Here is a 13,574-nt window from a genome sequence, read left to right as displayed (position 1 = left end):
CCCGCTGCCTCCGCCAAGATGCTTGCGGGCGGCCCTCGTTGGTGGTTCGACGCTAGACCGTCCAACCTCACAAACTTGAACACCCGGCAAATATGTGTTCGAGATCACACTTCTTCTGAGACGCAAGTCACATCGCGAAGGTCTTCTTTCTGCTAAGTACGTCGGAAGAGGCCTCTATGTGCCGAATCAGATGTGACCTACATCACAATCATTTGATGAGAGTGTGTCACTGGTGGCCTGAGTCGTTCACGACGCAGCCGGTCTACTTCCCCTGGTACGCGATCTCTTTCGGCATGGTGCTGGGGCTCGGGATGAGCTGCCGATTCGCGGCCCGTGCGGCGTCGAAATCAAGTTGTGGTCGACGAGGCACTACACGGCGCGTTCGGTTTGCAACTCGGCGGGCAACTCCGTCAGTCCCGGTTGCAGGGCCGCGTCAGCGTGACCACCCCGGTGTCGACCGCAGGCCGCAGTGTCGGCGGTAATCCACCACCGCACCGCCTTACCCCGCTTCGCGGCGAGCGGGGACTTGCCGACCCCGCCCAGCCCGTGCACTGCATGCACGACCACCTCCTCAGTACGCGCAAACGCCGCGTCCAGCCTCTCCAGTTCACCTTGACGGCCGACGAACAGGCCTGCCTGGGGAATGCTTGACACACCACGCGTTGCCGCGGTCCGGGACCGGTGCACACGCCTCGGCGGGCAGCGCATACCGGGCAAGGATTGCCACCGGGTTGAAGAGGTCCCGCCCGGCGGAGTTCGAACCGGCGGTCGCCGAGACGCCGTTGGCTTCAGCAGACCGCTTTCGGCAGCGCCACCACGTCCCGGGCCGCGGTGCGCGGTCGGATCGTCCCGTCCCGGCCCGCCGCGTTCGACCCACGTCCGCATGCACCGTCATCGACACGGAGCTGAGCAACGCCACCACCGATACCCAGGCCGCCGCAGCACCCGCCCCCGCCACGCTGCCTGCCGCGGCCGCCATCTCAAGGTCGGCGACGGCCGTTCAGCAACATGACTAACTTGCCTCAACACACAACAGGGGTATGACCAGCAGTTCTGCTTGACACCTATAGATAAGGACCGTGCCCACCGCGTACTCGGCCGTGGTCATCCCGGTGTCGTCGCGTAGCCGCAGCCACACCCGCCGCGCGACCGGAGCAAGAACCGGCAGAAGAAAGCGCATGAAGATCCCCCTTTTTTGTGCATTTGTGCTTACGCGAGTGAATGAATCAGAACGGCTGCAACAGCGCCGTCGTCAGCCCGATCACGATCGGGACCACCCCGATCAGCAGAAAGGCCGGCAGGAAGCACAACCCGAGCGGAACCGTCGCGCGCACCCCCACCCGGCGCGCGGCCGCACTCGCGGCCCGCCGATGCTCGGCGCGTTGCTCGTCGGCCATCCGGGCCACCAGAGCCGCCGCCGGCGCGCCGCCGGTCGCGGCCCGGGCCAGGGCTCGGCCCAGCGGCGCGAGCACCGGATCGTCGGTCAGCCCGAGCCAGCACCGCCCCGGATCGCCGCCCAACCGCAGCGAGGCCACGATCGGCCGCAGCCGGCTCGCCAGCGGCCCACCGACCGCGTGCGCGACCGCCTCGGCGGCCTCCACCGGCGAACAGCCCGCCACCAGACACGCCGCGAACAGGTCGGCTGCGGATGGCAAATCGGCTCGCAACCGCTCCCGAAGCGCCTGCCCGGAACGCGATTCCAGCCGGCCCAGCCGCCGATCGAGCACGACCGCCACCACGACTCCCGCCCCACCTCCGACCCACCCGCCGAACAGGACGAACACGGCCGCCCCGCCCAGCAACGCCGCCACCCGCCGCCGCCACACCGGATCGCGCCCCCGCCCCGACGCCCGCCGGCCCCGCACCCCCCTCCCCCGCACGGCACCCCCGGCACCCCCCGCCGCCGCGACGACCGCCACCCACGCCGCCACCGTGCTCACCACCCCCGCCCCACCCTCGAGACCGACCACGCCCGCTACCACGGGCACCACCGCCCGTCCCGGACCCCAAACCCACCGGCGGCACCCGTCGCCGCGGCCCTCACGCCGACCCCGGGGCGGCGCGGGTGGTCAGGCGGTCCGTCCATTCCAGACCGATGGCCACCAGGGTCAGGCCGGCGCACAGACAGGCGATCCCGGCCGGTGCGCGCAGCAGTACGTCCAAGGGTCGGGCGCCGAGGCCGCTGCCCAGCAACAGGCCGAAGACCGGCAGCGCGGCCAGTACGTGCGCGGTCGAGCGGGCCCCGGCGAGTTCGGCGAGCAATTCCTCGTGCGCGTCCTCCTCGGCCCGGAGCGTGGCCGCGATCCGTTCCAGCGCCGACGCGAACCCGGCGCCCCGACCGGTCGCGATCCGCCAGCACGCGGCGAGCCGTCGAAGTCCGGCCGCCCCGGGACGGGCCGCTGCCCGATCCAGCGCATCCGGCACATCACCGCCGACCCGGGCCGTCCCGATCGCCTCGCCGACCACCGCCAGAACCGGCCCCCGCACCGCGTGCGCGGCCGCCGCCAACGCCTCCTCCGGCGACCGGCCCGCCCGCAGTTCCCCCGCGAGCGCGGCGCACAACCCGACGACTCCGCCCCGCACCGCGGCGGCCTCCCGACCGGCCGCGGCCCGCGCCCGCCGGCGACGCAACACCCACGCCCCCGGCAGGGCCACGAGCACGGGCACCGGCGACCCCAGCAGCAGCGCGGCGCCGCTCCCGGCCGCGAGCAGCGCAAGCGGCATGCGATGCCGCCGCACCACCGCACCGAGCACCGATCGACCCACCCGCTCGACATCGAGCGCCCCCAACACCGCCCGCAGCCGAGCCGGGCCGACCCGAGTCATCGACAGCCACACCAGCCCCGCGGCCCCGACAGCCGCAAACCCCGCCGCCGTCACCCGCCCCAACCCCCCAACCGACAACACACCCACTCAGACACCCGAACCTCCACCCCCGCACCCAGCCCCGACCCCAACACAGCCGGCCCCGCCCGAAGCCCCCGCCCCACACCCGCCACCCACCCCCGGCGCGTCAGCGCCCCCGACCCACCCCCACCCAAAGCCGCTCAACAAGCCCTCACCCCCGCCACCAGCCCGCCAGCAGCGCGGTCAGCCGCTGATGGCCCGGTCCGGGTCGAGAGGCGCCGCCGCGCTCGAAGCTCATGGCGGACACCGGGCGCACCCAACCCGCCATATCCCGTTCGAGCACATGAATCTCGGCCACTCGACGCAGGCCGTCCCGCTCGCGCACCACATGCACGACCAGATCGAGCGCGGCGGCCAGCTGGCTGTGCAGTGCGTCCCGGCCGAGGCCCGCCAGTGCGCCGAGTGCCTCGAGCCGCGCCGGCACATCCGCCGCCGAGTTCGCGTGCACGGTGCCGCAACCGCCCTCGTGGCCGGTATTGAGCGCGGCGAGCAACTCGACCACCTCGGCACCGCGCACTTCCCCGACCACGAGTCGGTCCGGCCGCATCCGCAGGGCCTGTCGGACCAGGTCCCGCAGCGTCACCTCGCCCGCGCCCTCGACGTTGGCCGGGCGCGACTCGAGCCGCACCACGTGCGGATGACGCGGCGTCAGCTCGGCCGAATCCTCGGCCAGCAACAGCCGTTCGGCCGGATGCGCACATCCGAGCAGCGCCCCGAGCAGCGTGGTCTTGCCCGAGCCGGTGCCGCCGGAGACCAGGAACGCGGCGCGTGCCGAGACGACCGCACACAGCAGCTCGGCCGCGACCGGCGACAACGAACCTGCCCGGACCAGATCGGCCAGGCCCAGCGAGGTGCGCCGGGGCACCCGCAACGACAGGCACGTCCCGCGCACCGCGACCGGACGCAGCACCGCGTGCAGTCGGATCCCGTCGGCGAGCGTCGCGTCCACATACGGCGAGGCATCGTCCAACCGCCGCCCGGCACCGCTCGCCAGCCGCTGGGCGAGCCGCCGAACCGCCGCGTCGTCGGCGAACGTCACCGCCGTGCGCTGCGGCCCCGCGCCCCGGTCGATCCACACCTCGTCGGGCGCGTTGACCAGCACGTCGGTGACCTCGGGATCGCGCAACAGGGCGTCCAGCGGCCCGGCCCCGGCGATCTCCGACCGCAACGCCCGGACCAGATCCGGCAACGCCGCCTCGCCGAGCACCCGCCCCTCGGCACGCAGCGCGGCGGCCACCGCGCCGGGCGTCGGCTCGTGGCCGCCCGCCGCCAACCGTGAGCGCACCGCATCGACCAGATCCGGATCCGGCGGCGACGGCACGCTCGGCGCGGGAACGGATGCGCCGGCCGCCGGCACCGTCCGCAGTTGCGGTGCCGAGAAGACCCCGGTGCCCCCGCTCGCCGGCGTCGGCACCGGCCACGGCGGCGGTTGAGGCACCCCCGTCGGCCGCACCTCCCGCCCACCCCGTGGCGGCGACCCGCCCGGCACGGGCGTCGGCGGCGGGAACGGCGGCATCGGCGGCACCTCGCGCGCACTCACGCGGCCTCCCTACGCACCGTGGCGGCCGGATTGCCCGCCAGGTATTCACGACAGAACCGGGCCAACGGTCCTCGCGAGCGCAGGCCCGGCGGATCGCCCCGCTCGGCGGCGGCCGACAATCCCGCCTCCGGTCGCAACTCGCCCGCAAGCGGCAGGCCGAGCCCGCGTGCGGCCGCCTCCGACGTCAGCCCCGAGGAACTCGGCTGCCGCACCACCGCCCGCAGGTCGCGCAACATCGGCCCGATCCGGGCCGACACCTGCGCCGCCGCGGCCAGCGCCCGCACCTCGGCCGGCACCACCAACAACCCGGTGTCGCACTGCCGCAGTGCCTCCGCCCCCGCCGAGTCGGTGTGCCGCGGCACGTCGAGCACCGCGACGTCGTGCCGTCTGCGCACCGCCCGCACCACCGAGCGGATCGTGTCCGGCGGGATCCCCGGTGGTCGCTCGCGATCCCACGAGAGCACGGTCAGCCCGTGCAGACGCACCAGCGCGTCCGACAGCGCGCCACCGTCGATCCGGCCACGCGCGCTCGCCAGGTCCGGCCAGCGCAGGCCGCTCTCGTCCTCGCCGCCGAGCAGCACGTCCAGTCCCCCGCCGAGTCAATGCAACGGGTTCGCAGATTCTCGACGGGGTTTTGCCGGGAACCCGAGTGCGGGTTCGGCTTTTCAGTGGTGGAGGGCATCGGGTTCGCGGGTTTTCGGAGGGCTGAGGTCAGGCCTGGGTGGGGTCGATGGAGAAGTGTTCGGGGTGGGCCGCCCTGACGTATTGCAGGGCGCTTTCGGCGCCGATGCCGAAGACCCGCATGAGGTGGACCGGGTCTGCGGAGTGGACCGCTTCGTCCAGGATCCGGTCGCGCCGCAGCTGGGTGGCGTTCAGGCCGATCGTCTTGAAGAGGCGTCGGAAGGCGATGTAGGTCATCGGCGGATGGTCGGCGTGCATGGCGCTCACGGCCGTGACGAGCAAGTGTGGATTGGTGCTCAGCGGCCAGCGCTCGTGACGTTCTCGGAACCACTGTCCGATCAGGTCGAGAGCGAACTCGTCGATGTGGACGATGCGGGGAACTCCCGTTCCGCGCACGGTTATTCGCCCTGCGTTTCGATCGACGTCGCGCGTCAGGAGGTTGCAGATCGCCATGGGACGAATGCCGTATACGGCCATCAGCAGCAGGGCGATCCTGTCCTTCGTCGAGGGTGCCCGGTCGAGGAGTCCCTTGAGTCGATCCGAGGGAATCGGTCGTGGGATGCTCCGGCGCGAAGGTCGTTGTATGTCGCGGGCCGGGTTGCCGAAGATCAGCCGTTCCCGCCGCAGCGCGCGAAAGAACGAGCGAATGGCGACGTGGATCGTGGAGTTGTCACGGCCGCGCGCGTCGATGGCCTTCTCGATGTCCTCGGTGGTGACCTCTCGCAGGGATTCCACCCGTTCGGACCAGCCTTGGAGAACCGGAACGACGTAGTTCACGTAGTTTCGGATGGTTCGCCACGGCATCGTCGGCGAGGGCAGTCGGCCCTCGCCTCGCAGGACGGCGACCCAGGCGTCGACCCCCGGGCGGAACTTGTCCGGCACCGACCCGGCCAACCGCTCGACCGCGGCCTCCTGCGCGTCGATGTCGGGGGCGGGGATCAGGAGTTGCCGCTCGCGCAGGAACCAGGAGACCCGCAGGCCCGAGTGATGCGTGCTCAGGCGCCCGACCTCCGCGACGTCGCGCGCGAGGATCGGCGCGTCGGCGCCGAGCCATCCGACGAGGATGCGCAACGACCGCATGTTCGTCTTGCGGGTCTGCTTGTTCCAGGACTGCTCGCGGGCGAGCCGGTCCAGCTCGCCGACGAGTCGACGCGCCTCGGGGCCGAGTTCGAGCAGGTCCGGGGCGGAAATGGCCCGCCAGTCCCGATCGGGCGTCGGGAACAGACCCGGCTGCGCGGGGTCGACCGTGTGCTCGGAAACCACGCGCTCGGCCTGTCGGGCCAGGTGGGCATTGCGCCGTCGGACGTCCTCGATGTCGCGGCCGGTCCCGCGCGAGGTCAGGCCCGGGAAGCCCGGGCTTCCCAGAGCCAGCTGGTCGACCACCGGGCCGCCGGTCAGGCTGTGTTCGAGCAGGACCAACAGGCAGAGCCGGCACTTCCCCTCGTCCAAGGGCAGCATCGTCCGCGCGCATCGATCGCAGGTGCCCGAGGTCCGCTTGCGAGCCCACCTCGAACACGGATTGCAGACGGGCCGACTGTTGCCCCACCATGTCAGGCACTGCTCGCAGCTGACCTTCGGCAGGTGCTGGTTCTTCGTGGGCTTCCCGCGGCCGAGCCGGATTCGCAGCATGCCGAGGTCCCCGAGCATGTCGGCGATCGGCCGCCGAAGCTCGGGCAGATGCGCGAGGTCCCGGTCCTCGACCAGGACCTGGTCGGCCTCGCGGCTCGCCAGGGCGAGCCTGGCCATCTGGATGGCCATGAGCCGCCACGCCTGGCTCATCCCGCGCTGCGAGACGCGCCGCTCGATCGCCTCCCGGACCACCGCCATCTCGGGAATCTCGCGATCGCGAATCCGTTGGGCGTGTGCGAACGTCAGTGTTCGCGCCGGGGCCCGGAAACACGCCAACTGCCCGAAGATCTGCGGAGTGCAGACCCCGGGGTCGTCGGCGGGTGTCGGGTCGCGGTCACGCAGTCGCCTGCGCTCGCGCGCCCGCAAAAGCGGCCGCGAGCTCTTGCGGACCGGCTGTGCCTGCGGGACGACCCCGGGAACATCCTCCAGGGTGAGGGCCAGCTGCAGCGGCCGGACGACCAGTGGCCGCAGTCCCCGCAGCATCGGCCCGAACTCCTCGTCGCCGATGCGGATCTCGACCGCGCACGGCCGGCAGACCCGGTCGCCGTTCACGCGGGTCTCGTGCCCGCACCGCCGGCACGGACCCGTCGTTCGGTCACGGCTGCCGCGGTTCCACTGCCCGCAGGCCGGGCAGAGCCCGTTCGCCTGGACCCGTCCCCAACCGCCGCAGTCGACGCAGGCGTCGACTCGAACGGTCCGAACGTCGTTGCTCATGCCACTTCGTCCCGTCCTCAGTTCGGCGGCAGTCCTCGCGGTCCCCGGCCGCTGCCGCGGCCGGGGACCGGACGAACCGCGCCCTCGGCGCCCACGACCCGTCGCTCGCCCTCGGTCCGGGCGACGACGTGCGCCTGCGGCTCGGCGTGCATGAGGTCGGCGACCGTGCAGTCCAGGGCCGCGCAGATCTTGTCGAGGTCCTCCAGGCGGACCGTGACCGGTTTCCCGCTCCACAAAGCCGCGACCTTGCTCAACGAGGGCGTGAACCCGACCTGTTCGAAGGCGGCGAGCAACTGCGTCGGCCGCCAGATGTCGCGCTGGGCGGCGACCATCCTCAAGTTCCACTTCACCGGTTCAGACCTCCATGCTCAGACGCCGAACCGCGCGGCGCGACGCTTCCAGACTGGCCTTCTCGGGGTCGGCCTGGACCGAGGAAAGGTAGCCGACCGTGGTGCTCGCCCATTCGTGGCCGAGCACTTTCTGAACGTCCCACAACGCCATGCCGCCCTCGTAGAGATGTGTCGCGCAGGCGTGCCGCAGCAGGTGCGGGAACAGGTTCGTCACCGGCCCCGGCAGGTGAAGCTTGGCTGCGGCCTTCAGGGCCGTGCGGAACGCGTTGGGGCCCACCGCGGGGGCCACCCCGACGTTCAGCGCGGCGATCGCCTTCGGCAGCCGCTCCGAGGGGAACAGCGGCGCGCACGGATCGGAGGGATCGTCGCGGAAGTCGCCGCGGACTTCCTCGACATACCACCACAGAAGTTCGCGGCCCTCCTGGAACAGGTATGCCTGGCGCTCGCGCGGACCCGATCCCCGGGCGCCCTTGCCCTGGACGAGGAAGCGTCCCCACTGCCCGAGTTCCCAGTGGACGTCGCCGAGCCGGACCCCGCACAACTCCGTCGCGCGCACTCCGGAGATGTAGGTCAGCTTCGCCATCACGTAGTCCCGGACGGCGACCGGGAACTTGCGGGCACCGGGCAGACCCGCCCGCCAGCCCGCGAAGAACTCGGTCATCGCCCGCTTCGAGGGCGGCAGCCGCAGTCCGAAGTCGCCGCGGTGGTGCGGCCGGTTGAACGGATCGATCGGCGACTCGACGACCGCCCCGAACCGCCTCGCGATCTCGCCGGCGTATCGCTGTTCGAGGAACGCGAAGTAGCTGTCGATCTTGGTGAGTTTTCCCCGGTTCGTCGACGGTGCCCGCTTGCCGACACCCGCGAAGTATCGGTCCAGGTGACGCGGGGTCAGGTGCCACGGTGCCAGATCGTAGAAGGAGCACAACTCCTCGACCGGCTTCGCGAGCCCGCTCAGCGTCGACGCCGCCAGGCCGGCCACGTCCCGGGCCCACAGGTACTCGACCAACGTGTCCTGGAAGAACTCCTGCTCGTCCCGCGAGTCCACCCCGGCCGCGACCCGCCGATGCAACACCGCAACATCGGCCAGCCCGTCCTCGATGGCCGGCGCGTCCTCGACGACCGTCCCGCCGGCCCCCGGCGAAATGATCAAGGACAACCCGCGACTTCTAGAATCCCCCATGGACCGGCAGATTACACGGATCACTCGCAAAATCTGCCAGTAGCCCCAGGAATCTCACAATGATCCAGACGGCCCGAAGCACCCTCCCCCACCTGCTGAGATGCGCGTTCACCCGGTACACACCCGCCAGGGAACCCGTACGTACTCCACTTGGATCCACGTCCACCAGCGCGGTGCTCAGCCCCCGGCGCCCCGCAGTCACCGCGAGCGCGCAGGCCAACGTGCTGGCCCCGCTGCCACCGCAACCGCCGAGCACCGCGATCGTGTGCGCGTCCGGCCCGGTGCCCTCCGCGACATCGCCCAGCCGGTCGACGATCCACGCCTCGGCGTCGGGCAGGAACACCACATGATCCGCCCCCACGTCCAGGGCCCGTCGCCACACGTCGCCGTCGTCCAGGTCGGCGCCGATCAGCACCACGTCCTCCCGGCGAGGCAGCCCGCACCGGGCCAGGCCCGGCGTCACGTCGTCGCCGACGATCACCAGCGGCGCCGCCGGCCACGCGGTCCGCGCCGCGCCCGCATCCGGCTGCACCTCCGGCTCGATCCCGGCCGCGGCACACAACCGCAAGAGATCGTCGAGCAGGGCGGGATCGCCGGTCACCAGGAGCGGGCGGGCCGGCCGGGGTGGGGAGAGCGCTGCCACGGAACCTCCAGGGGGTCGGGGAGGTCCGTCCGAACCGGTCCTCCCGAGAACTGACCCCACCGTCGCCGCCGGCGCGCGCTCGGCCGAGCGGGTGGTTCGTGCCTGTGGACAAGGCCGTGGTTGTGGATAGCGGATTCACTCGTACGAGGGACAGCCGAGCGGTTGCGGGCATGCCTTTGGCGTCGGCGCGCGTAGAACGCCGAAAATCGCCCGGGAATCCACCCGAAACAGCGGAGAACGACAGATCCGGAAAAGTCGCCGGCCTCACCCGCATCGCTCGACGCGGAATCGCGGATTCAATCCGAGCCGGGCCGACCCGGACACCGCACCGACAATCACGCACCCCGGCGGCTAGTCGGACAAAGGCCGACCTACGCACTCGTACGGGCGCAAAAAAGTCCCCCGGACAAGCGACGACCCCCGCCGGGGGGGAGAGCGGGGGTCGTCTCCACGGCCGACTCGGGGGGGGAGGAGTCGGACCGGGTTAGCACGGTCGCGAACGATCCGTGACTTCCAGGATGTACCCGAGGGGGTTCTCTAGCAAACCCACGACGTGGAGTTTACGCCGAATGGCTGCCCTTATCCTCGTGAACTGTGGAAACCCAGGCGCCGAAGCGGACAGCAGCCTTCTTCGACCTCGACAAGACCATCATCGCCAGGTCCAGTGCGCTGGCGTTCAGCAGATCCTTCTACCACGGCGGTCTCATCAATCGCCGCTCCGTCCTCAAGAGTGCCTACGCGCAGTTCGTGTTCCTCGTCGGTGGCGCGGATCACGACCAGATGGAGCGCATGCGTGAATATCTCTCCGCACTGTGCCGCGGCTGGGACGTCCAGCAGGTGCGCGAGATCGTCGCGGAAACCCTGCACGACATGATCGACCCGATCATCTACGACGAGGCCGCTTCGCTGATCGAGGAACACCACGCTGCGGGCCGCGACGTGGTCATCGTCAGCTCATCCGGAGCCGAGGTGGTCGAGCCGATCGGCGACATGCTCGGCGCGGACCGGGTGGTGGCCACTCGGATGGTCGTCGAGGACGGCCGCTACTCCGGCGAGATCGACTTCTACGCGTATGGTCCCAACAAGGCCGCGGCGGTCAAGGAGTTGGCCCGAACCGAGGGCTACGACCTCACCTCCTGCTACGCGTACAGCGACTCGATCACCGACCTGCCGATGCTCCTGGAGGTCGGCCACCCGTACGCGGTCAACCCCGATCGCGGACTGCGCCGCGAGGCGACCGGGCGAGGCTGGCCCGTGCTGGTGTTCAGCCGGCCGGTCGCGCTGCGCCAGCGGGTGCCGTCCCTGTCGGTCCCCTCGCGCCCCGTGCTCGCCGCGACCGCGATCGGCGCGGGCGCCACCGCGGCCGGCTTCGTCTGGTACCTCGCCAAGAAGCGCCGCTGACCCCCCGGCACCCCACCGGGATGCGGATCGCCCGCCGGGCCGGGCAGGGCGGGCGCGAAACACGAGCGGGCCGAAGGCCCGGCGGATCGGGAGCAAATCCGACAAAGGCCAAAAGTAAAGATCTTGGGCCAGGGGTTCCCCTCCTCCCGGCAACCCACTAGAAAAGGGACCAACGGCCCGTACGGCCTCGCTTCGGCGGTCGGCTCGGGCGGACCGGACACGACTGCCGGGAACCCACGTGCGACCGACCCTCGTAGGGGCCGAACGCGTCGGACGACCCGCATGTTCTTCCCCCCGTGGATGCGCATGCGGGCGCCGATCGTCATAACAGGTACACGCTTGGTACCCCGGTGGGAGTGACCAAACGGCGGCGTCCTCGAGGGCGCCGCCGTCTCGTGTGTCCGGTCCCGTCCGCGGGACCCGATCAGATCCCGCGCATCACCGCTTCGCAGACCGCGACGCTCTCGCGCGCGCCCAGCGTCATCGCCTCGGCGCAGTGCCGGATCCAGGTCGCCACACCCTCCGCGGTGCCGCTCTCGTACGCGCGCAGCGCCGCCGCATAGGCGTCCACGCCCAGTTCCAGGTGACCGACCTCGGGCACGGCCGCGCCCTTGGGATCCAGACCGCGGGTGACCAGGACGATCCGCTGCGCGGCCCGGGCGATCAGGCCGTTGCCCCAGCCGAACGGGGCGAGCGTGAGGATCTCCGCGTGGGTGACGGCGGCGACCACGATCGCGGGTGCCGAGGACGGCGCGAGCAGCAGTCGGGACAGCCCGTCCAAGCGGGCGGCCACCTCCTCCGCCGACGGCAGCGGACCGGGCAGCTCGCCGTCGCGACGCGGTCGGCCGAGCGCCTCCGCGGGCACCGCGTCGGCGGCGGCGACCACATGCAGCCGGGCCAGCACCTGGAGCGGGCTGTGCCCCCAGGTGCCCAGCAGCGAGCCGATCTCGGCGGACAACCGCAGCGCACCCGCGATCACCGCGCCGCCGTCCTCGCCCGAGGAGGAGAAGTCGGTCCGGCGGCGGATCTCCTCCAGCGACCAGTCGACCCCTTCGAGCGCGGCACTCGCCCGCGCGCCTCGAAGCGCGGACTCGGCACTGATGTCCATGCTGCGGCGACGCATCGTGCGGTGGCCGAGCAGCCGGTCGACGGCCTTGCGGGTGTCCTCGACGGCCTCCGGCACGCCGGGCAGCGCGGCGAGGGCGGCGAGGGGATCGGTTGCGGTGCTCACCCGGGCGACCCTACGCCGCACGGGAATCCGCCCGCGACACCGGCCCGCGCGCGCCCCAGCGGTCGGCGCGCCCATCGACGCGCGGTTACCGAACGACTTGACGTGGACACGGTGAGCGACGGATGATCCTATTCGAAAACGATTGTCAAACCCGGATCGTCGAACCCGGACGTTCGAACCCCGGACGTCTGACCCGCCGGTTCGGACCCGCCGGTTCGAACCCGGGCTGTTCGAATCCGGATCGTCGAACCCGTCATCGGAGGGCCCATCCGTGAAGATCGCTTTCGTCGGCAAGGGCGGCAGCGGCAAGACCACGTTGTCGTCCCTGTTCATCCGGCATCTCGCGACCACCGGCCGGCCGGTGGTCGCCGTGGACGCGGACATCAACCAGCATCTGGGCGTGGCCCTCGGTCTGGACGAACGCGCCGCCGCGGCACTGCCCGCGATGGGCGCCGAGCTGCCCGCGATCAAGGAGTGGCTGCGCGGCGACAACCCGCGGATCGGCTCGGTCGCCGAGATGGTCAAGACCACGCCGCCCGGCCGGGGTTCGCGGCTGATCCGACTCGCCGAGGACAACCCGATCCACGCGGCGTGCGCGCGCGAGGTGCCCGGCCTGCCCGGTCTGCGGCTGATGGCGACCGGGCCGTTCGAGGAGTCCGACCTGGGCGTGGCGTGCTACCACTCGAAGGTCGGCGCGGTGGAGCTCTACCTCAACCATCTCGTCGACGGCGCCGGCGAATACCTGGTGGTGGACATGACCGCCGGGTCGGACTCGTTCGCCTCCGGGCTGTTCACCCGCTTCGACATCACCTTCCTGGTCGCCGAGCCGACCCGCAGGGGCGTCGGCGTCTACCGGCAATACCGCGACTACGCGCGCGACTGGGGCGTGTCGCTCGCGGTCGTCGGCAACAAGGTCCAAGGCCCCGAGGACGTCGAATTCCTGCGTGAGCACGTCGGCGCGGACCTGCTCACCTGGACCGTGCAGTCCGACTTCGTCCGCGCCCTGGAGAAGGGCCGCGCACCCGGCTTCGAGACCCTGGAGCCGGCCAACCGCTCCGCGCTGGACGAATTGCTGCGGGCCTGCGACGCCCGCTTCGAGCGCCGCGACTGGGAGCGATACACCACGCAGATGGTCGAGTTCCACCTCAGGAACGCGCGCGGCTGGGCCAACGCGAAGACCGGTGTCGACCTCGCCGAACAGGTCGACTCGGCGTTCGTACTCGGCCCGCACGCGATCTCCACCCCGGTCTGAACGCGTCGGGCGGCCCGCCCCGAAGGGACGGGCCGCCCGACGCGAA

General features: G+C 71.5%; 13 protein-coding genes. 2 read left to right on the top strand and 11 right to left on the bottom strand.

Going from position 1 to position 13,574, the window contains the following annotated elements; translation table 11 throughout:
• Nucleotides 1–369: 369 nt before the first annotated feature.
• The 10 genes from ABZS54_RS04705 to ssd (ABZS54_RS04660) form a co-directional block, all read right to left on the bottom strand.
• A complete protein-coding gene (locus ABZS54_RS04705) occupies nucleotides 370–561 on the bottom strand; it encodes a hypothetical protein (protein ID WP_355531034.1) in 192 nt (63 codons plus the stop codon).
• 451 nt (nucleotides 562–1,012) lie between these two features.
• A complete protein-coding gene (locus ABZS54_RS04700; protein WP_355531032.1) occupies nucleotides 1,013–1,180 on the bottom strand; it encodes a DUF4244 domain-containing protein in 168 nt (55 codons plus the stop codon).
• A gap of 46 nt (nucleotides 1,181–1,226) precedes the next feature.
• A complete protein-coding gene (locus tag ABZS54_RS04695) occupies nucleotides 1,227–1,811 on the bottom strand; it encodes a type II secretion system F family protein (RefSeq protein ID WP_355531030.1) in 585 nt (194 codons plus the stop codon).
• 229 nt (nucleotides 1,812–2,040) lie between these two features.
• Nucleotides 2,041–2,826: a type II secretion system F family protein gene (locus ABZS54_RS04690; RefSeq protein ID WP_355531028.1), complete on the bottom strand. Its 786-nt coding sequence runs from the start codon at nucleotides 2,824–2,826 to the stop codon at nucleotides 2,041–2,043.
• A 232-nt stretch (nucleotides 2,827–3,058) separates the two neighbouring features.
• Nucleotides 3,059–4,447 (bottom strand): TadA family conjugal transfer-associated ATPase, encoded by a 1,389-nt coding sequence (locus ABZS54_RS04685; protein ID WP_355531026.1) that lies wholly within the window; start codon nucleotides 4,445–4,447, stop codon nucleotides 3,059–3,061.
• The gene (gene ssd, locus ABZS54_RS04680) at nucleotides 4,444–5,034 is read right to left on the bottom strand and encodes a septum site-determining protein Ssd (protein WP_355531086.1); all 591 of its coding nucleotides are present in this window, start codon (nucleotides 5,032–5,034) and stop codon (nucleotides 4,444–4,446) included. Before ssd (ABZS54_RS04680) ends, ABZS54_RS04685 begins: the two co-directional genes overlap by 4 nt.
• 124 nt (nucleotides 5,035–5,158) lie before the next feature.
• Entirely contained in the window at nucleotides 5,159–7,309 is a 2,151-nt protein-coding gene (locus tag ABZS54_RS04675; protein ID WP_355531024.1) for a site-specific integrase, read from the bottom strand.
• 179 nt (nucleotides 7,310–7,488) lie between these two features.
• Nucleotides 7,489–7,821, bottom strand: coding sequence for a helix-turn-helix transcriptional regulator (locus tag ABZS54_RS04670; RefSeq protein ID WP_355531022.1), 333 nt, complete (start codon nucleotides 7,819–7,821; stop codon nucleotides 7,489–7,491).
• Between the two features lie 4 nt (nucleotides 7,822–7,825).
• Complete coding sequence (locus ABZS54_RS04665) at nucleotides 7,826–9,001, bottom strand: site-specific integrase (protein ID WP_355531020.1); 1,176 nt, start codon at nucleotides 8,999–9,001, stop codon at nucleotides 7,826–7,828.
• The gene (gene ssd, locus ABZS54_RS04660; RefSeq protein WP_355531018.1) at nucleotides 8,988–9,644 is read right to left on the bottom strand and encodes a septum site-determining protein Ssd; all 657 of its coding nucleotides are present in this window, start codon (nucleotides 9,642–9,644) and stop codon (nucleotides 8,988–8,990) included. The genes ABZS54_RS04665 and ssd (ABZS54_RS04660) overlap by 14 nt, the downstream gene beginning before the upstream one ends.
• Nucleotides 9,645–10,238: 594 nt before the next feature.
• On the opposite strand from ssd (ABZS54_RS04660), the gene ABZS54_RS04655 reads away from it, so the two are divergent.
• Nucleotides 10,239–11,045, top strand: a complete 807-nt coding sequence (locus ABZS54_RS04655; protein ID WP_355531016.1) for an HAD-IB family hydrolase — start codon at nucleotides 10,239–10,241, stop codon at nucleotides 11,043–11,045.
• 424 nt (nucleotides 11,046–11,469) lie between these two features.
• Here ABZS54_RS04655 and ABZS54_RS04650 read toward each other — a convergent pair whose 3' ends face one another.
• The gene (locus ABZS54_RS04650; RefSeq protein WP_355531014.1) at nucleotides 11,470–12,276 is read right to left on the bottom strand and encodes an oxidoreductase; all 807 of its coding nucleotides are present in this window, start codon (nucleotides 12,274–12,276) and stop codon (nucleotides 11,470–11,472) included.
• Nucleotides 12,277–12,547: 271 nt separating this feature from the next.
• Here ABZS54_RS04650 and ABZS54_RS04645 point away from each other — a divergent pair, with 271 nt between their 5' ends.
• Nucleotides 12,548–13,528 carry an ATP-binding protein gene (locus ABZS54_RS04645; protein ID WP_355531013.1) on the top strand — a complete coding sequence of 327 codons (981 nt, stop codon included), beginning with the start codon at nucleotides 12,548–12,550 and terminating at the stop codon, nucleotides 13,526–13,528.
• Nucleotides 13,529–13,574: the final 46 nt, after the last annotated feature.

Origin of the sequence: Embleya sp. NPDC005575, from assembly GCF_040605455.1 — a bacterium.
Classification (GTDB): domain Bacteria; phylum Actinomycetota; class Actinomycetes; order Streptomycetales; family Streptomycetaceae; genus Embleya.
The sequence above is the reverse complement of the archived record's forward strand: the minus strand, read 5'-3'. Positions and strand labels throughout refer to the sequence as shown.

What these genes read in the sequence shown, in the direction of transcription:
- ABZS54_RS04690 (WP_355531028.1), bottom strand. Translation starts at nt 2,826, where the DNA reads ATGACTCGGGTCGGCCCGGCTCGGCTGCGGGCGGTGTTGGGGGCGCTC.
- ABZS54_RS04700 (WP_355531032.1), bottom strand. Translation starts at nt 1,180, where the DNA reads ATGCGCTTTCTTCTGCCGGTTCTTGCTCCGGTCGCGCGGCGGGTGTGG.
- ABZS54_RS04665 (WP_355531020.1), bottom strand. Translation starts at nt 9,001, where the DNA reads ATGGGGGATTCTAGAAGTCGCGGGTTGTCCTTGATCATTTCGCCGGGG.